The 17,094-nt window shown below is 71.3% G+C and carries 19 protein-coding genes; 7 read left to right on the forward strand and 12 right to left on the reverse strand.

Going from position 1 to position 17,094, the window contains the following annotated elements; translation table 11 throughout:
* Nucleotides 1-4: 4 nt before the first annotated feature.
* Genes ASD11_RS06685 through ASD11_RS06695 form a run of 3 tightly spaced genes read right to left on the reverse strand, consistent with a single transcriptional unit; the run spans nt 5 to nt 1,682 of the window.
* Nucleotides 5-415 carry a VOC family protein gene (locus ASD11_RS06685; RefSeq protein ID WP_056288529.1) on the reverse strand — a complete coding sequence of 137 codons (411 nt, stop codon included), beginning with the start codon at nt 413-415 and terminating at the stop codon, nt 5-7.
* 5 nt (nt 416-420) lie between these two features.
* The gene (locus ASD11_RS06690; RefSeq protein WP_056284913.1) at nt 421-864 is read right to left on the reverse strand and encodes a helix-turn-helix transcriptional regulator; all 444 of its coding nucleotides are present in this window, start codon (nt 862-864) and stop codon (nt 421-423) included.
* Nucleotides 865-905: 41 nt separating this feature from the next.
* A complete protein-coding gene (locus ASD11_RS06695; RefSeq protein ID WP_056284917.1) occupies nt 906-1,682 on the reverse strand; it encodes an alpha/beta fold hydrolase in 777 nt (258 codons plus the stop codon).
* Between the two features lie 47 nt (nt 1,683-1,729).
* On the opposite strand from ASD11_RS06695, the gene ASD11_RS06700 reads away from it, so the two are divergent.
* The gene (locus ASD11_RS06700; protein WP_056284920.1) at nt 1,730-3,484 is read left to right on the forward strand and encodes a GNAT family N-acetyltransferase; all 1,755 of its coding nucleotides are present in this window, start codon (nt 1,730-1,732) and stop codon (nt 3,482-3,484) included.
* Between the two features lie 83 nt (nt 3,485-3,567).
* Here the strand turns inward: ASD11_RS06700 and ASD11_RS06705 are convergent, their stop codons facing one another.
* The 6 genes from ASD11_RS06705 to ASD11_RS06730 are packed head-to-tail and all read right to left on the reverse strand — an operon-like array spanning nt 3,568 to nt 7,745.
* Nucleotides 3,568-4,380 carry a GNAT family N-acetyltransferase gene (locus ASD11_RS06705; RefSeq protein WP_056284923.1) on the reverse strand — a complete coding sequence of 271 codons (813 nt, stop codon included), beginning with the start codon at nt 4,378-4,380 and terminating at the stop codon, nt 3,568-3,570.
* Nucleotides 4,365-4,727, reverse strand: a complete 363-nt coding sequence (locus ASD11_RS06710; RefSeq protein WP_056284926.1) for a hypothetical protein — start codon at nt 4,725-4,727, stop codon at nt 4,365-4,367. The genes ASD11_RS06705 and ASD11_RS06710 overlap by 16 nt, the downstream gene beginning before the upstream one ends.
* Nucleotides 4,724-5,524: an alpha/beta fold hydrolase gene (locus tag ASD11_RS06715; RefSeq protein WP_200940096.1), complete on the reverse strand. Its 801-nt coding sequence runs from the start codon at nt 5,522-5,524 to the stop codon at nt 4,724-4,726. Before ASD11_RS06715 ends, ASD11_RS06710 begins: the two co-directional genes overlap by 4 nt.
* A gap of 29 nt (nt 5,525-5,553) precedes the next feature.
* Nucleotides 5,554-6,204 (reverse strand): 4a-hydroxytetrahydrobiopterin dehydratase, encoded by a 651-nt coding sequence (locus ASD11_RS06720; RefSeq protein ID WP_056284931.1) that lies wholly within the window; start codon nt 6,202-6,204, stop codon nt 5,554-5,556.
* Nucleotides 6,205-6,237: 33 nt separating this feature from the next.
* Nucleotides 6,238-6,792: a maleylpyruvate isomerase family mycothiol-dependent enzyme gene (locus ASD11_RS06725; RefSeq protein WP_056284934.1), complete on the reverse strand. Its 555-nt coding sequence runs from the start codon at nt 6,790-6,792 to the stop codon at nt 6,238-6,240.
* A 29-nt stretch (nt 6,793-6,821) separates the two neighbouring features.
* The gene (locus ASD11_RS06730) at nt 6,822-7,745 is read right to left on the reverse strand and encodes an alpha/beta hydrolase (protein ID WP_156464621.1); all 924 of its coding nucleotides are present in this window, start codon (nt 7,743-7,745) and stop codon (nt 6,822-6,824) included.
* 38 nt (nt 7,746-7,783) lie between these two features.
* Here ASD11_RS06730 and ASD11_RS18380 point away from each other — a divergent pair, with 38 nt between their 5' ends.
* The 6 genes from ASD11_RS18380 to ASD11_RS06760 all read left to right on the forward strand — a co-directional run bounded on the left by ASD11_RS18380 (nt 7,784) and on the right by ASD11_RS06760 (nt 13,586).
* Nucleotides 7,784-8,437 (forward strand): MBL fold metallo-hydrolase, encoded by a 654-nt coding sequence (locus ASD11_RS18380; protein WP_056284941.1) that lies wholly within the window; start codon nt 7,784-7,786, stop codon nt 8,435-8,437.
* The gene (locus ASD11_RS06740; RefSeq protein WP_056284944.1) at nt 8,434-9,411 is read left to right on the forward strand and encodes a DMT family transporter; all 978 of its coding nucleotides are present in this window, start codon (nt 8,434-8,436) and stop codon (nt 9,409-9,411) included. The genes ASD11_RS18380 and ASD11_RS06740 overlap by 4 nt, the downstream gene beginning before the upstream one ends.
* Before the next feature lie 34 nt (nt 9,412-9,445).
* Nucleotides 9,446-10,981, forward strand: coding sequence for a UDP-N-acetylglucosamine 1-carboxyvinyltransferase (locus ASD11_RS06745; RefSeq protein WP_056284947.1), 1,536 nt, complete (start codon nt 9,446-9,448; stop codon nt 10,979-10,981).
* Nucleotides 10,981-11,766, forward strand: a complete 786-nt coding sequence (locus tag ASD11_RS06750) for a glycerophosphodiester phosphodiesterase family protein (protein ID WP_056288532.1) — start codon at nt 10,981-10,983, stop codon at nt 11,764-11,766. The genes ASD11_RS06745 and ASD11_RS06750 overlap by 1 nt, the downstream gene beginning before the upstream one ends.
* A 4-nt stretch (nt 11,767-11,770) precedes the next feature.
* On the forward strand, nt 11,771-13,096 hold the full coding sequence (locus ASD11_RS06755) for an MFS transporter (protein ID WP_056284950.1): 1,326 nt from the start codon (nt 11,771-11,773) through the stop codon (nt 13,094-13,096).
* A gap of 112 nt (nt 13,097-13,208) precedes the next feature.
* Nucleotides 13,209-13,586, forward strand: coding sequence for an RNA polymerase-binding protein RbpA (locus tag ASD11_RS06760; protein ID WP_056284953.1), 378 nt, complete (start codon nt 13,209-13,211; stop codon nt 13,584-13,586).
* Between the two features lie 27 nt (nt 13,587-13,613).
* On the opposite strand, the gene ASD11_RS06765 is transcribed toward ASD11_RS06760, so the two are convergent.
* The 3 genes from ASD11_RS06765 to ASD11_RS06775 are packed head-to-tail and all read right to left on the reverse strand — an operon-like array spanning nt 13,614 to nt 17,046.
* Nucleotides 13,614-14,390: a polyprenol monophosphomannose synthase gene (locus tag ASD11_RS06765; RefSeq protein ID WP_200940097.1), complete on the reverse strand. Its 777-nt coding sequence runs from the start codon at nt 14,388-14,390 to the stop codon at nt 13,614-13,616.
* Complete coding sequence (gene lnt / locus ASD11_RS06770) at nt 14,387-15,967, reverse strand: apolipoprotein N-acyltransferase (RefSeq protein WP_156464622.1); 1,581 nt, start codon at nt 15,965-15,967, stop codon at nt 14,387-14,389. Before lnt ends, ASD11_RS06765 begins: the two co-directional genes overlap by 4 nt.
* A complete protein-coding gene (locus tag ASD11_RS06775; RefSeq protein WP_056284962.1) occupies nt 15,964-17,046 on the reverse strand; it encodes a M24 family metallopeptidase in 1,083 nt (360 codons plus the stop codon). The genes lnt and ASD11_RS06775 overlap by 4 nt, the downstream gene beginning before the upstream one ends.
* Nucleotides 17,047-17,094: the final 48 nt, after the last annotated feature.

The following is a 17,094-nucleotide window of genomic DNA, read 5'->3' on the forward strand; positions in this document are numbered from 1 at the left end:
CGGCTCAGCGCTTCTCGTTGATGCGGACGAGCGTGCCTGCGGGGTCGCGGACCGCGCAGTCACGCAGGCCGTACGGCTGCTCGATGGGCTCCTGCACGATCTCGGCGCCGGCGGCCTGCAGCGTCTCGAAGGTGGCGTCGAGGTCGGGCGTGGCGAGGCTGAGCATCGTGTAGGTGCCCTTGGCGATCATCTCGGTCACCACGCGACGCTCCTCCTCGGTGATGCCGGGGTCCACCGCGGGCGGCGCCAGGACGATGGCGGTGTCGGGCTGGTCGACGGGACCGACCGTGATCCAGCGCATGGTGCCCTGGCCGACGTCGAGGCGTACCTCGAAGCCGAGCAGGTCGCGGTAGAAGGCGAGCGAGGCCTCGGGGTTGAGGTGGGGAAGGAAGCTGGAGTGGATGGTGAGGTTCATGGACGTCACGCTAGGGCCGTCGGTGCGAGGCCTGCTTCTCGATTCCTGATCGGTCTCGAGACCTGCTTGACGACGCACGACGGTGGCTCGGCGCCTCCACCGGACTGCGCGCGGTACGTGCTGGGTGAGACACCGACCAGCTCGCTGAAGCGGGTGCTGAACGTCCCGAGTGACGAGAAGCCGACGGCGAAGCACGCGTCCGTGACGCTCACGTCGCCTCGGCGCAGCAGCGCCATGGCCCGTTCCACCCGGCGCGTCATGAGGTAGGCGTACGGCGGCTCCCCGTAGGCCAGCCGGAACTGACGGCTGAGGTGGCCCGCCGAGAGGTGGACATCACGTGCGAGGGCCTCCACGTCGAGCGGTTGCGCGTACTCCCGGTCGATCCGGTCGCGCACGCGGCGCAGCAGGGCCAGGTCGCGGAGTCGCTGCGACTCGGAGGTGCTCGTCACGGGCACATCGTCCCATGCGACCTTGCCCAGAGTCACGCCGTTCAGCCCTGGGCGAGGACGTGCCGGGCCACCAGGGACGGCCACGTGGCGAGGTCGTCGGGTGTCTCTGCGATGCGCAGGGTGGTGTCGGGCAGCAGCGAGGTGAGCGTCTCGGCGGTGGAGAGCGGGTGGCCCTCGTCGTGCGTCCAGGCCAGGACGAGCGTCGGGACCCGGATCGTCGCGACGACCTGTGGGCGTGGCAGGTCGGAGGAGGCCGCTCCGCGCATCACGGCGGGCAGGAGACCGGTCGGGACGTCGGGGACACCCACCGGCGTGTGAGCCACGGCCGGTGGACGGGGAGCGTCGTCCGCGCCCACGAAGGCCGCCACCCCCTCGGTCTCGACGAGGGACGCCGCCTCCTCGTACCCGGCGGCCCGCGCCCGACGGCTGGCCCACGCGGTCGGCGGGACCATGAGCGTCAAGGTGCGGAACCGGTCGGGCCGGGACAGCGCCGCGTGCAGGAGCGTGGCCGTGCCCATGGACGGGCCGACGCCGTGCACCGACTCACCGGGAAAGACGTCGTCGACGAGCGCCAGGAGGTCTTCGGCGAGCCTCGGCCAGCGGTAGTCCTCGGGTCGCGCGCGTCCCGTGGAGCGGCCGTGCCCGCGCGCGTCGTACCGCAGGAGGCGGACGCCCGGCACGTGGTTGGCGACGTCGAGCTGCATGAGCTCCTCGCGGCGTCGGCTGGAGGTGAGGCCGTGCAGCGCGACGACTGCGGGCCCGTCGTCACCCACGACGTCGAAGGAGATCCGTGCGCCGGGGACCGAGAAGAGTGACACGGTGCGCGATCCTCCTCGACCTCGGCGGTGGGCCATAGAGTACGACCATGCGGCTGACGAACGTGGCGCACCTGCGGCTCCCGTTCGGGCGGCTGCTCGGCTACGACCTCACGGTGGGTCCCCGGCAGGACTCCGTACCCGTCTCGTTCGACCAGCGCAGGCACGTCGCCCGCGGGTCGCGACCCGGCTCGTGGATGGCCATCACCGTCCGCCTCCCCACCGTCGACCTCGACGAGCTGGCCGACGCCTGGCTCGCCGTCGTCGCCCGGCACGGCACGCTGCGCACCGTCTTCTCCCCCGGCCGCGACGGACCGCTGCTGCACGACCACGCGATGTCGGCGGGGTCCTGGGTGGAGCACCGGGTGGAGACCGGTGAGTCCGTCAACGAGGCGCTGCGCAGCGTCCTCGACGCGTTCTGCGGCTCCACCGCGCGGCCCTCGCACCGCCTGTGCGTGCTGCTGAGCGACGACCGACCGACGCTCGTGATCGCTGCCGACCATGCCCATGTCGACATGTGGTCACTGCTGGTCGTCGTGCGGGACCTGCTGCGATCCCTCGCCGACCCCGCAGGCGCCGCCGCGGCCCCACCGGTGCGTCCCTTCGCCGACCACACCGCCGCGTTGAGGGCACGTGAGCCCGCGCCCGACGAGGTCCGGCAGCGTTGGCACGACATCATCGCGGCGAGCGGCGACGTCATGCCTGTCTTCCCCATGCCCCTGGGCGACATCGCGCTCCCGGTCCTGGAGCGGGTCGAGGTGCGCGACCTCCTCGACGTCGACGAGAACGCCTTCCTGGCACGTCACGCCGCCGAGCAGGGCGTCTCGGCCCTCGCGCTCGTCGTCTCTGTGATGACCGACGTCACGTGGCGGCTGGCCCGCGCTCCCCTGCGCGCCGTCTTCCCGGTGCACAGCCGGTACGAGGAGGCCTGGCACGACTCCGTCGGGTGGTTCATCACGAACTCCGTGCTCGAGTCCGACGACCCGCTCCCCCCGGCTGCCGCGGCAGCCGTGAAGGAGGCCGTGCGGCTCGGCTCCTGGCCGCTGGAGGACGTGCTGGAACCGTGGGGCGACATGCCCGAGGGACCCGGCATGTTCGCCATCTCGTGGCTCGACCTGCGGCGCCTGCCCGTGCGGGTGGACCACGTGGGCCTCGAGGCGCAGTACGTGAGCGCCGCAGGCCGCGCCGACGGCGTGATGGTCTGGTTCATCCTCGACGAGTCCGGTCTTCACCTGAGGTGCCGCTACCCCGACACGGACGAGGCCCGGCGCAGCGTCGGCAGCTGGCTCGACGCGCTCGTGCGCGGAGTCCGCTCACTGGCAGGCAGCACGGGCACGGTGCTCGAGGTGTCGGGCGAGCGCCTGCGGGTTGACCGGGCCCGACGCTCCGACGTGCGAGCCATCGTCGCCATGCTGGCCTCGGACGCCATCGGTGCGACGCGTGAGTCGGCCGACGTCGCCGACTACGACGAGGCCTTCGATGCGCTCGACCGGGACCCCGCGCAGTTCCTCGCCGTGGTGCGCGACGACGCCGGGCACATCGTGGCCACGGCCCAGCTGACGATCATCCCCGGTCTCGCTCGCACGGGTGCCACGCGCCTGCAGGTGGAGGCCGTCCGCGTGGCCGAGGAGTGGCGCAGCCGGGGACTCGGCTCGGCGTTCCTGGACTGGGTCCACGAGTACGGACGTGCCCGAGGCGCTGTGCTGTCCCAGCTCACGACCGACAGCTCACGCACCGACGCACACCGCTTCTACGCCCGTCTCGGCTACGAGCCCACCCACGTCGGGTTCAAGAAGCACCTCTGACCGCCGAGCGGTGGATCTGCCACCGTATGAGGACCTGTTCGGTGGCAGATCCACCGCCCGACGGGGACGCCGCGCATGCGGAGTCACTGCCCGGAGGGGCGGGTCCAGCGGTAGGGGGTCGTGGTGGTGACCTTCACGAAGCCGTTGCGCTCCAGGATGGGCCGTGAGTACTCGGTGGAGTCGCTGTGGAGCAGCGTCTTCCCGGCACGGAGGGCTGATCGCGCCCGCGCCGCGGTGAGGGCGCGGTAGATCCCGCGGCCGCGCCACTCCGGCAGGGTCGCGCCGCCCCACAGTCCGGCGAACGCGGTGCCTGCGACGGGCTCGAGCCGGCCGGCGGACACCATCACGCCGCCGTGCTCGGCGACCCACAGCTCCATGCCGTCCTGGAGCGCCAGCCGTCGCAGGAGCGGCTCGGCCGATCCTTCGGTGACGTGTCCGTCGAAGGCAAGGTCCTGCATGGCGGCCATGGCACGCACGTCCGGCTCGTCGCGCACCGATCGCAGCGTCACGCCGTTTGGCAGCGGGACGTCGACGTCGAGCGGTCCGGGCTCGCCGATCATGACCGACTCGGTCTCGTCCGCCACGAACCCGTGCGCCAGCAGCGAGTCGTGCAGGCCCGGTGCGGCGTCGTGGCCGCGGGTCTTCCACTCCACGCGGGTGATGGCGGGGTCGGCTCGGTAGTGCTCGAGTGCCTCCCCCACCCAGGCGCGGATCGTGGACGCATCCGCTCCGTCGAGGTCCTGGTAGGTCACGAAGCCGCGGCCGTGCGGGAACGTGACGAGCCGGAGCGGCCCGAGGAGCCGCACGGACTCCTGGCTGGGCGTCTCGGCGTCGGTGCGCAGCTGCTCGTCGTAGACGCGCAGCAGCTCGTCGCGGGTCGTCACGGGGCGGGCCACTCCCGGAAGACCACGCAGACCGTGGTGCTGTCGAGCACGGCGAACTCGCGGGCGCCCCACTCGCGGAGCCGGACCCGAGGAAGGTTGGGGTGGAGCAGGTCGGGCCGGCGCGCCTCGATGTCGGCGTGCACGCCGTCGATGTCGTCGGTCTCGATGCTCAGCTGCGGGCGGTCCTTCGCGGCCTGGTCGGCGTCCTCCACCAGGTTGAGCTTGGCGCGGTCGCGCTGGAGCACCACCAGACCTCCGTCGCGGTGGACAAGCTCCATGCCGATGCCGCCGACGAACAGGTCGACGCCCACCTCGACGTCCTCGTAGAAGACCGTGGGCACGACGTGGAGGAAGCTCACGCGGCGTCCTCGGCGTGGTGGGCGAGGAAGACCGTGAGGGCCGAGACGAACGACTCCGGCTCCTCGGAGTGCACCCAGTGCCCAGCGCCCTTGATGGTGACGTGGCGGGTGCGCGGGAAGTACCGGCGCATCGCCTCGTGGTGCTCGGGAAGGATGTAGTCGGACCGCTCACCGGCGATCCAGAGGACCGGTTGGTCGAAGGTGGCGTCGATCCTCGGGAAGTCGCCGATGACGTTCAGGTCGCGCCGCAGGACCTCGAGGTTGGCCTGCCACGCGAACGTGCTGCCGTCGGCCCGCAGGTTCTGCAGCAGGAAGCCGCGCGTGGTCGCGTTGGGGATGGGGCCCTTCAGCTGGGCGTCGGCGTCGGCGCGCCGGCTGAGCCCCGCGAGGTCGACGGCCGCGAGGCTGCCGAGGAGGTGCTCGAACTCGCCCCCGCTGGAGTGGCTCGAGGGCGCGATGTCGACGACCACGAGCCGGTCGACGAGCTCGGGATGGCGCAGGGCCAGGACCATGGCGACCTTGCCACCCATGGAGTGACCCACGACGTGGACCCGTCCCTCGGGCGCGAACTCGGCCCGGACGGTCTCGGCCACGGCGTCGGCCATCTGCTCGTACGAGACGCGATCCACCCAGGGCGAGCGGCCGTGGTTGGGCAGGTCGACGAGGAGCGACTGCAGCTCCGGCTGCAGCGCCTTGGCAGCCTGGGTGAAGTTGCGGCCCTGCCCGAACAGCCCGTGCAGGAAGACCACACGGTCACCGACCTCGCCGATGCGACGGGTGTGCAGGAGATCGACCACGTCGGCCAGCCTAGCCAGGTGCTTCGACCTCAGCGGTCCAGGAGGGTGCAGAGACAGGCCTTGTTTCCGTCGGGGTCAGCGAGCACCACGAACGACGGCGACTCGGAGTCGTCGAACAGGGTGCCGCCGGCCGCGAGGACGGCCTCCGTGCGGGCCTCCAGCTCCTCCGGCGGGATCCACACGTCGAGGTGGAAGCGCTGGCGCGGCTCCGTGTGCGGCGTGGTGTCCTGCATCCAGATGAGCGGGGTCTGCCCGGTGGGGTCCTTGACCTCCTCGTCGCCGTTCCAGGCGTCGACCGAGCCCGTGAGCACCGCGGACCAGAAGGGTCCCAGCAGCTCGGGCCGGGCGGTGTCGAGCCCGATCTCCACGAGCGTGGGGGCACCTGGAACCGACTCGATGCCGAGCTCGACGGCGATGTCGGAGATCTGGCGCGCCAGGTCGACGTCGCGGTCGGTGACTCCCCCGACGTCGTGGCTGTGGAGCTGCACGTCGACGGCGCCGTACGTCAAGGTGAGGTCGGGATGGTGGTCGGCGTCCTCCGCCGCCTCGGAGATCGCGGTGACGAAGTCCGTCCCGGTGGCGAAGTCACCCGTGTCGAACCGGGCGTGGAGCGCGACGGCCAGCCTCGTCCAGTCGGCGAGGTCGGCGTCGAGGATCTGCTGCACGGTGAGGCGGCCCATGGGACCACCATGCCCTCGTTGCGGGTGTGCTGCCTAGTCCTGCGGCCAGGGTCCTCGACCGCTGCGCCGCACGAGCCGCAGCAGGGGGTCGCTCGTCCGCTCGTTGAGCGCCGGGGCGAAGGCCTCGGGACCGAAGGACTCGGCCCGCAGCAGCGTCAGGCCGCGGCCGGCCGTCATGACCACGCGGGAGTGGTAGGCGATGGTGCGGCCGAGCGCCTGGGCGACGTCCCACGTGTGCAGGACCGTCTCGGCGGTGAGCTCGGTCGTGAGCACCTCGCGCGTGGTGCTCCCACGGAACGGCAGGTCGATGTCGTCGCCGGACCGCTCGATGGCGGCCACGAGCCGCGCGCTGCTGTCGTCGAGGTCGTCTCGTCGGGACTCGCCTGCCACATAGGTCGGCGAGCTGCCGTCCCACGGCAGAGGCCTGCCGTCGAGGGCTGCGGTGAAGACCTGCTGCCAGCCGATGACGTGCGAGATCACCGCGCCGAGGTCGAGCCCGTCGCACGGGGTGGGGCGGCCGAGGTCGGAGTCCTGGACCCCGTCCACCACGTGACGCAGGGTGCCCAGGGCGTCGACGAGTGCGTGCACCCGACCACCTTCTCGCAGGACGCTGACGCTCAGGCGACGAGGTGGTCACCGACGGCGTCGGCCATGCGGTCCATGAGCGCCCGCGCGTCGTCCACGGGGCCGTCGAGCACGTAGTGGTCGCGCCCCGGCACCATGACGTGCTCGACCGGCACCCCGGCCTCGGCGAGCTGGGCGGCGTAGGCGTCGCCCTCCGCGCGCAGCGCGTCGAGGCCCGCGGTCACGATCATCGTGGGCGGCAGTCCGTGCAGGTCGTCGCTGCGGACCGGTGAGGCGTACGGCTCGGAGCGCCGGCTCTCGTCCCGGAAGTAGGTCGAGCGCACGAGCCGCAGCAGGCGCGCGTCGATCATCGGTCGAGGGTTGGAGGTGGGCTTGTGCATCGTCGTGATGTCGAGCGAGGGCACCGTGAGCAGCTGGAAGCGCGGAGTGGCCGCACCCGAGTCCCGCAGCTGCAGGCAGGCCGACGCTGCCACGTTGCCGCCGGCGCTGAACCCGCCGACGGCGATCCTCGTGCCGTCGACGCCCTCCTCCGCCCCGTGCTCGGCGAGCCACGCGACGACGTCGTGCGCCTGCTCCTGGGCCACCGGGTAGCGGTGGCGTGGCGCCACGCCGTAGTCGACGTTCACGACGGCTGCGCCGGTCCGGGCCACGACGTGGTGCACGAAGAAGTCGTCCATCTGCGGGTAACGCATCAGGAACCCCCCGCCGTGGAGGTGCACGTAGGCGGGGAGTCGGGCGTCCAGGGTGTCGGCGGCGTGCCGACCGGTCGAGCGCGGACGGTGCACGAGGCAGCGGACCGTCCCGTGGCGTGTGGGCACCTTCCAGACGTCCGGCTCCTCCGCGGCGTCGGGGTGGAAGTCGAGGCCCGCGCCGTGGCGGACGACGAGGGGTGCGGACAGGCCCATCAGGAGGGCGCGGGTGTCGGCGAGCAGGGCCATGGCCACATGAGACACCACGCGGAGCGGCTCGGCCAGCCGTGCTGCACGATGGAGACGTGGACATCACGCGCTTCGGCCATGCATCACTCCTCGTCGAGCACGACGGGACCCGTGTGCTCATCGACCCGGGCGTCTTCAGCCCCGACGCGACGTTCCAGCTCGAGCGGCTCGACGCGATCATCGTGACGCACCAGCACCCCGACCATCTCGACCCCGCCCGGGCTGCCTCCCTCGTGGAGCGGAACCGCGGCGCACTCCTGCTCTCCGACCCCGAGACGGCGACGCTGACGGCCGACCTCCCCGGTTCCTGGGAGGTGCACCTCGACGGCGACGAGCACGTCCTCGGCTCGCTCACGGTGCGCGGCGTGGGCAGCACGCACGCCGAGATCCTGCCCTCGCTCCCCCGCGTCACCAACGTGGGCGTCACGATCACGACCAACGCCGGGACGACGCTGTTCCACCCGGGCGACACGTACGAGTACGCCCCCGACGACGTCGACGTGCTCGCCGTCCCGCTCTCGGCGCCGTGGGCCAAGGTGAGCGAGACGGTGGAGTTCGTCCGTCGCGTGGGGCCTCGCACGATCCTCCCCATCCACGACTGCACCGTCTCCGACGTCGCCCACGGCATGTACTGGGGCCACGTCGTGGGTCACAGCGGCGCCCAGGACGCACGTCTGCTCGGCCAGAGCGACGCGACGTCCGTCGCATGACCAGCTCCCGGGCCCAGCGCGCCGCAGCCGTCCCCCTGATGTTCCTGGGTGGGGCGCTGGTCGCCGGCCAGTCCCAGATCAACGGCCGACTCGCCCACGAGCTGGGCGACGGGCCGCGCGCCGGGCTGGCCGCCGCCTCGGTCAGCTTCGGGTCAGGCCTCGTCGTCGTGTGCATCATCGCGGCGCTCATGCCCTCGGCCCGCGCCGGTGCCCGACGCTTCCTCGAGGCCCGTCGCAGCGGCGAGCTCCCGTGGATCTGGACCCTCGGCGGCCTGCTCGGCGCGTTCCTCGTCGCGACGCAGGGCTTCACGATCGCCTCCATCGGCGTCGCGCTGTTCAGCGTCGCCGTCACCGCCGGGCAGGCCACGAGCGGTCTGCTCGTCGACCACCTCGGCATCGGACCCTCGGGCAAGCAGCACCTCACGCCGCCCCGGCTCGTCGCCGCCCTGTTCGCCGTCGTCGCGGTGCTGCTCGCCGCCGGCGAGCGCCTCGTCGACCAGTTCTCGCTCACGACCGCCGGTCTCGCGCTGCTCCCCCTCGTGGCCGGAGCCGGTGCCGCCCTGCAGCAGGGCATGAACGGCCGGGTCTCCCACGTCGGCGGCCCGTGGGTCACGACGGTCAACAACTTCGTCGTCGGCACGTCGGCCCTGCTCGTCGTCCTCGTCCTGAGCCTGCTGGTCCCCGGACAGCTCGACGGGCTCCCGGGCACGTGGTGGATGTACCTCGGCGGAGTCATGGGCGTGGGCTTCATCAGCCTGGCGGCGCTCCTGGTGCGGGTCCATGGCGTCCTCGTCCTGGGGCTCTGCATGATCGCCGGGCAGATCATCACCGCTGAGATCATCGAGCTGCTCAGCGACGACCCGCACGTGGGCGTCCTCGGCATCGTCGCGGGGCTGCTCACGGTCGTCGGCGTGGCGGTGGCGCTCCTCATCCGACCGCGTCAGCCGGCAGCCACGGCCACCGCGGCGGGTTGATTGAGTTATCGCATATATGCGATAACGTGTAGCCATGTCGAACCGAGACGATTACCTCGCCCGCATCGGGGCACTGATCCGTGACGCACGTCAGCACAGCGGCCTGACCCAGGCCGAGCTGGCGACCGAGCTCAGCACCACCCAGAGCGTCGTCAACCGCATCGAGAAGGGGCAGCAGAACTTGACCCTCGACACCCTGGCCCGCATCGGCGCCGCGCTCGACTCCGAGCTCGTCAGCGTCGGCACGTCGGGTCCCAGCCACCTCCGGGTCAAGGGCGGCACCACGCTCTCCGGATCCATCGACGTGAAGTCCTCCAAGAACGCCGGCGTCGCACTGCTGTGCGCGAGCCTGCTCAACGAGGGCACCACCGTGCTCCGCAAGGTCGCGCGCATCGAGGAGGTCAACCGTCTGCTCGAGGTGCTCGACTCCATCGGGGTCCGCACCCGCTGGCTCAACGAGCAGAACGACCTCGAGCTCGTGGTCCCGGCCGACCTCGACCTCGCCGCCATGGACGAGGAGGCCGCGCGCCGCACCCGCAGCATCATCATGTTCCTGGGCCCGCTCATGCACCGGGTGGACTCCTTCGACCTCCCGTACGCCGGCGGCTGCGACCTCGGCACGCGCACCGTCGAGCCGCACATGACGGCCCTGCGCCCGTTCGGCCTCAAGGTCGTCGCCACCGAGGGCAGCTACCGCGTCGACGCCGCCCGCGGTGTGGGCCCGGAGCGCCCCATCGTCCTCACCGAGCGCGGCGACACGGTCACGGAGAACGCTCTCCTGGCAGCCGCCCGGTACGACGGCGTCACGGTCATCCGCAACGCCAGCCCCAACTACATGGTCCAGGACCTGTGCTTCTTCCTGCTGAAGCTCGGCGTCGGGGTCGAGGGCATCGGCACCACCACGCTGCGGATCACGGGCAAGACGCGGATCAACTGCGACGTCGACTACGCCCCCAGCGAGGACCCCATCGAGGCCATGAGCCTCATCGCGGCCGCCATCGTCACCCAGTCGAGCATCACCGTGCGGCGCGTCCCCATCGAGTTCATGGAGATCGAGCTGGCGCTGCTCGAGGAGATGGGCTTCGTCTACGACCGCAGCGAGGAGTACCCGGCCGAGAACGGCGAGACCCGTCTGGTCGACATCACGACGCACCCCTCGTCGCTCAAGGCGCCGATCGACAAGATCCATCCCATGCCGTTCCCCGGGCTGAACATCGACAACCTGCCGTTCTTCGCGGTCATCGCGGCCACGGCCGAGGGCCAGACCCTGCTGCACGACTGGGTGTACGAGAACCGGGCCATCTACCTCACCGAGCTCAACAAGCTGGGAGCACGCGTCAAGCTCCTCGACCCGCACCGCGTGCTCGTCGACGGCCCCACGCACTGGAGCGGCACCGAGCTCGTGTGCCCGCCGGCGCTCCGGCCGGCCGTCGTCATCCTGCTCGCCATGCTCGCGGCCAAGGGCACGTCCGTCCTGCGCAACATCTACGTCATCGCGCGCGGGTACGAGGACCTGGCCGAGCGGCTCAACGCGCTCGGCGCCGAGATCGAGACCTTCCGGGACATCTGATCCACCCGTACCTCGAGCCGCCCGTCCCGCACGCGCTCGCGCACCGCGGTGGTGCGCTGCTCGCGGGCAACGAGCAGGTCGAGAACACGCTGGAGGCCTTTCGCCGTGCCGTCGAGCTCGGGTACGCGTACGTCGAGACCGACGTCCACGTGTCGGCCGACGGCGTGGTCTACGCCTTCCACGACCTCTCACTCTCGCGGATGACGGGTGACGAGGCTGCCATCGAGACACTGACGGGCGACCAGGTCGACGCTGTCGTCATGGGTGGCCGAGCGCCCATCCCGCGGCTGTCCGCCGTGCTCGAGGCGCTGCCCGCCACCCGGTTCAACATCGACGTGAAGTCCGACGCGGCCGTCGAGCCCACGCTCGACGTCATCGCACGGGCCGGCGCGCAGGACCGGGTCTGCCTGGCCACGTTCTCGGACGCCCGGATGAGACGCATCCGAGAGCTCGCACCAGGACTGGCCACTGCGCTCTCCCCCGTGGAGGTGGCGTTGCTGCGCCTCGCTCCCCTGCGACGTCTCCAGGCGTGCGGGGCTCGTCGCGGGGCGGTCGCTGCGCAGGTTCCCGAGCGACGGGGCCGTGTCCGCGTCGTCACGCGAGGCTTCGTCGAGCGGGCGCACGCCGCCGGGATCCTCGTCCACGTGTGGACCGTCGACAGCGCGGTCGACATGCACCGGCTCCTCGACCTGGGGGTCGACGGCATCGTGACCGACCGTCCCGACGTCCTGCGCGACGTCCTGGTGGAGCGGGGCGCACCATGGCCCCCCGCTGTGTCATCGTGACCTCATGACCGAGACCCCCGTCTCCCCCGCGGTCGCCGCACAGTCGCGTCGCTCCCAGGTCCTGGCCTGGAGCCTGTGGGACTGGGGCTCCGCGGCGTTCAACGCCGTCATCGTCACCTTCGTCTTCTCGGTCTACCTCACCGACGCGGTGGGCGAGGACCTGCCCGGTCCGGTCTCGGCCAGCTCGTGGCTGGGCTGGTCCATCGGCGCGGCGAGCCTCGTGCTCGCGGTCCTCGCGCCGGTCTCCGGCCAGCGCGGCGACGCCACAGGTCGGCGCAAGCGCACCCTCGGGCTCCTGACAGCCGGGGTCATCGTCATCACGGCCGGCTTGTTCTTCGTGAAGGACGACTACCACTACCTCTGGCTCGGGCTGGCGCTGTTCGCCGCCGGCACGGTCCTGTTCGAGCTGGCCCAGGTTCCGTACTTCGCCATGCTGCGCCAGGTCTCCACCCCCGACGACGTCGGTCGGGTCTCCGGCATCGGGTGGGCGTTCGGATACCTGGGCGGCATCGTGCTGCTGCTGATCTGCTACGCCGGGTTCGTCGTCGGCGACGGCGGTCTGCTCGGTCTCCCCACCGACGACGGCTTCAACATCCGCCTCATCGCCCTGCTGGCCGCCGGCTGGTTCGCGATCTTCGCCATCCCGCTCTTCCGCAGCGTGCCGGAGCTCCCGGCCTCGGCGAGCCCGGTCCCGGCCGCGGGCTTCTTCGAGTCCTACCGGATCCTGTTCGCCGACCTGCGCACGATGTGGCGCGACGAGCGGGGCACGGCCCTGTTCCTGGCGGCGAGCGCGCTCTATCGCGACGGCCTCACCGGAGTCTTCACCTTCGGCGCCATCATCGCCGTGAGCGTCTACGGCATCGCCAAGGACGACGTGCTGATCTTCGGCGTCGTCGCCAACGTGATCGCTGCGGTCGGCGCCTGGTTCGCGGGCCGACTCGACGACACGGCCGGGCCGCGCCGGGTCATCGTGTTCTCGCTCTCCTGCATGATCGTCGCGGGGGTCGTGCTGCTCTTCCTGTCCGGGCCGGCCGCCTTCTGGACCCTGGGCCTCGTGCTGTGCCTCTTCGTGGGACCGGCGCAGTCGGCATCGCGCACCTACCTCATCCGGCTGACCCCCGTGGGCAAGGAGGGCCAGCACTTCGGCCTCTACGCCATGACGGGTCGTGCGGTCTCGTTCCTCTCCCCCGTCCTCTTCGGTCTCTTCGCCTTCCTCGGCGGCGACGACCGGTGGGGCATCCTCGGCATCGTCCTGGTGCTCGTGGTCGGACTCCTGGCTCTGCTCAAGGTGCCGGTCGAGCTGGAGGACCGGGCGCGCACCAGCGCCTGATGCGCGTTCTCGGGATGCGGCGGGTCCTGGTTCAGGGGAATCTCATGTGAGACCCGTACGTTGAGTGATAGTGAGCCCCAGCGTGGGCTCGCTTCGGGGACAGGAGGACATCATGGCCGAACGAGCACTTCGCGGCGCCCGACTGGGTGCGCAGAGCTTTGAGGACGAGCGGGGCGTCGAGATGGCGCCTCGGCAGGAGATCGAGTACGTGTGCGACGACGGACACACCTTCACGGTGGTCATGTCCGACGAGGCCGAGGTCCCGCACGAGTGGGAGGACCCCCGCACCGGACAGGTCGGCAAGCGCGTGAACGGCATCGCTCCTGAGAAGAAGGAGGAGAAGCCCGTGCGCACCCACTGGGACATGCTCCTCGAGCGTCGTTCAGAGTCCGAGCTGGAGGAGATCCTCACCGAGCGCCTCGAGCTGCTGCGCTCCGGTGAGATCGGTCCGCCGCACCTGCACCGCCGTGGCAAGAAGAAGACCGCCTGACGGCGAAGCCCGTGCGCTGGGAGTGACTCAGCGCCTGGACGAGAGTGGTCGTGCCCCGGGGGGCGCGGCCACTCTTTCGCGTCGGGCCGGTCCGAGGCCGAGTCGGCGCCGGATGCCCCAGCCCGTGACCCGCCAGAGAGCCTCACGGACGATGGACGAGCTCATCTTGGACTGGCCGTGGACGCGCTCGACGAACGTGATGGGGACCTCGACGATGTGCTGCCCGGCTGCCCGGGCCCGACGCGTCATGTCGATCTGGAAGCAGTAGCCCTGGGAGGCCACCAGGTCGAGCTGGAGCTGCTCCAGCGCCGTCGCGCGGTAGGCGCGGTAGCCGGCCGTGGCGTCGTGGATGGGCAGGGCCAGCATGACGCGCGCATACTGCGTGCCGCCGCGCGAGATCAGCTTGCGGTACCAGGGCCAGTTCTCGACCTCGCCGCCCGGCACCCAGCGGGAGCCGATGGTGAGGTCGGCGCCGCCCTCGGCCGCCTCGAGGAGGCGGTGCAGCTGCTCAGGCAGGTGGGAGCCGTCGGCGTCCATCTCCACCAGCAGCTCGTACCCGCGCTCGAGCCCCCAGGAGAACCCGTGGAGGTAGGCACCGCCGAGACCGTCCTTGGTGGTGCGGTGCAGCACGTGGACCTGGTGGTCTTCGGAGGCGATCTCGTCGGCGATGCGACCGGTGCCGTCGGGCGAGGCGTCGTCGACCACCAGCACGTCGACCTCGGGCGTGGCCGCTCGGACCCGGCCGATGATCCAGGCGATGTTCTGGGCCTCGTCGTACGTGGGGATGATCACGAGCGTCCTCATGCCTCGTCGTCCTCCCCTGCGTGGTCCTGGCGCACCGTCCCTCGTCGGACGCCGAGAATCCATCCTGCCAGACCCAGGGTCACGAGCGCGATCTGCAGCGGCAGCTCGAGGTGCTGCGCCGGGGTGCTCCCGTGGGCGAGCGGCACCTTCTTCACGATGGTGGCCGGCTCGTGCAGCGGCGCCCGCTCGACGACGTTGCCGTCGGCGTCGACCACGCCGCTGATGCCGTTGGTGGACGGCACGAGGACGTACCGCCCGGTCTCGATGGCGCGCAGACGCGAGATCTTCCACTGCTGCTCGGGCTGCGAGGTGCCGGTGAAGCTCGCGTTGCTGGTCTGGACCACGAGCACCTCGGCGTCGTCGCCCACGGCCTGCCGCACGATGCCGTCGTAGGCGATGTCCCAGCAGATGGTGTCGCCGAGCATGACGGAGCGGCCCGAGTCGGGCACCACGGAGAGCGCACCGCTCTCGTCTCCCGGCAGCATGTCGCGCGGGATGTCGCGGTCGAGGATGGGCACCAGCGGGCCCAGGAGGTTGCGGAACGGCACGTACTCGCCGAAGACCACGACCTTGCGCTTCACGTAGCGCTCCCCCGGGCCGTCGGCGGACCAGACCACACCGGCGTTCAGGGCTGTCTTGCTCGTGGGTCCGTCGTAGATCCCGCCCACGAGGATGGGGGCCCGTAGGCTGGCCGAGAGCGCCTCGATCTGGGTGCGGACGGGCTCGTCGTGGAAGGGATCGGTGTCGGTGGCGTTCTCGGGCCACAGCACGACGTCGGGCTGCTGGACCCTGCCGGCCGCGACGTCGGACGCGAGGCGCGCGGTCTCCTGGGCGTGCAGCTGGAAGATCTCTCCACGCTTCCAGGTCAGGAACTCCCCGGGGACGTCGCCCTGGACGACGGCGAAGACTCGTTCACCCTGAGCCTGTGCCACGCCCGTGGGAAGCACGAGGCCCACGAGCGTGGTCACGGCGACGACGGCCGCGGCCGTGAGCCGGGTCCGCCACGACGCTGTGACGACAAGCACGAGGCATGCAGCGAGAAGGGCCAGCAGGAACGACGTGGCCGGCATCCCCACGAGTCGCACGAACGGCGCGAACGGGGTGTCGATGCTCGTGTGGACGAGACGGCCCCACGGGAACCCCGAGAACGGGAAGGTGCCTCGAGCCCACTCCCCCAGGACCCAGGCAGCCGCGGTCCAGAGGGGCCAGGCCCGCAGCCTCGCCGTGGCTCGGAGGGCGAAGAGTATCACGGCGAGGAAGAGGGCCTCGAAGATCACGAGACCCACGTAGGCGCCGTCGCTCACGGCGCGCATCCACCAGATGAGTGGCCCCATGAACGCCAGGCCGTAGACGAACCCGCTCCCGAGCACGAGGCGCTTGCGGGCCGAACCGAGCCGACGCAGCAGCGCGAACAGCACGGCCACGCCGAGCACCATGGCGAGCGGGACGTTCCAGGGGTCGAACGCGGCAGCGCACAGGAGCCCGCTCAGGGCCGCGACGGGCAGGACCACCCGGGCGCGGGGTGTGACCGGCGAGGGCGGCTCCACCGGCGCCGGCGCCGACTCAAGGGTCGTCACAGCACGACGAGCTCGCGCGGGCGGTCGTTGAGGACCGCCAGGCCGTCGGCGGTGCAGACGGCGATGTCCTCGATCCGCGCTCCGTGCACGCCGGACACGTAGAAGCCGGGCTCGATGGAGAAGGCCATGCCCTCCTCGAGGACGAGCTCGTTGCCCTCCACGATGTAGGGCTCCTCGTGCGTCTCCATGCCGATGCCGTGTCCGGTGCGGTGGATGAAGAGGTCGCCGTAGCCCGCGTCGGCCAGGATCTGGCGTCCGACGGCGTCGACGGACTCGGCGGTGACGCCGGGCCGGGCGTGGGCGCGCTGCGCCGTCTGCGCGGCCAGCAGCACCGTGTAGGCCTCGGCGTACTGCGGGTCCGGGGTGCCGCCGGCGAGGTAGGTGCGCGTGGAGTCCGAGCAGTACCCGGCATGCGTGGTGCCGCCGAGGTCGACGACCACCGGGTCGCCCTCCTCGATGACGCGGTCGGAGAGCTCGTGGTGCGGCGAGGCGGAGTTGGGTCCCGAGCCGACGATGACGAAGTCGACCGTCTCGTGGCCCTCCTCGACGATGGCGCGGGCGATGTCGGCGCCGACCTCGCGCTCGGTACGGCCCGGTCGGAGCCACTCGTGCACGCGGGCGTGGACCCGGTCGATGGTCTCTCCGGCCTCGCGGAGCGCCTCGAGCTCGGCGGCGTCCTTGCGGAGGCGGAGCTCGCGGATGACGGTGCCGGCCGTCGTGAAGGCGGTCTCGGGGAGGACGTCGTGCCAGGCGAAGACCCGCTCGGCCCACATGTGGTTGTCGAGCCCGACCGAGGTGGCTGAGGGAAGCAGGGAGGCGACCAGCTGGAACGGGTCCTCGGTCTCACCGAAGGTCTCGAGGGCGATCTCGACGCCGGACGCCTCCGCTGCTGCCCGCTCGAGGGCCGGCACGACCAGGAACGGGTCACCCTCGGACGGGACCACGAGGCACGTGAGCCGCTCGAGCGGCTTGGCGTCGTACCCCGTGAGGTAGCGCAGGTCGGCTCCCGGCGTGATGAGCAGGGCGTCGAGTCCCTGGCGGGCGGCTTCGGACTGGGCTCGGCTCCATCGCGTGGTCACACTGCGAGGATAGTCGGCTCGTCCCCAGCGATCCGACGCGCTGATCCC

Origin of the sequence: Aeromicrobium sp. Root495 (assembly GCF_001426755.1) — a bacterium.
Classification (GTDB): Bacteria; Actinomycetota; Actinomycetes; order Propionibacteriales; family Nocardioidaceae; genus Aeromicrobium.

Excerpts from the sequence above, each read along its gene's own strand:
- ASD11_RS06700 (WP_056284920.1), top strand. The coding sequence starts at position 1,730 with ATGCGGCTGACGAACGTGGCGCACCTGCGGCTCCCGTTCGGGCGGCTG.
- ASD11_RS06760 (WP_056284953.1), top strand. The coding sequence starts at position 13,209 with ATGGCCGAACGAGCACTTCGCGGCGCCCGACTGGGTGCGCAGAGCTTT.
- ASD11_RS06720 (WP_056284931.1), bottom strand. The coding sequence starts at position 6,204 with ATGGGCCGCCTCACCGTGCAGCAGATCCTCGACGCCGACCTCGCCGAC.
- ASD11_RS06745 (WP_056284947.1), top strand. The coding sequence starts at position 9,446 with ATGTCGAACCGAGACGATTACCTCGCCCGCATCGGGGCACTGATCCGT.
- ASD11_RS06685 (WP_056288529.1), bottom strand. The coding sequence starts at position 415 with ATGAACCTCACCATCCACTCCAGCTTCCTTCCCCACCTCAACCCCGAG.
- ASD11_RS06755 (WP_056284950.1), top strand. The coding sequence starts at position 11,771 with ATGACCGAGACCCCCGTCTCCCCCGCGGTCGCCGCACAGTCGCGTCGC.
- ASD11_RS06765 (WP_200940097.1), bottom strand. The coding sequence starts at position 14,390 with ATGAGGACGCTCGTGATCATCCCCACGTACGACGAGGCCCAGAACATC.
- ASD11_RS06740 (WP_056284944.1), top strand. The coding sequence starts at position 8,434 with ATGACCAGCTCCCGGGCCCAGCGCGCCGCAGCCGTCCCCCTGATGTTC.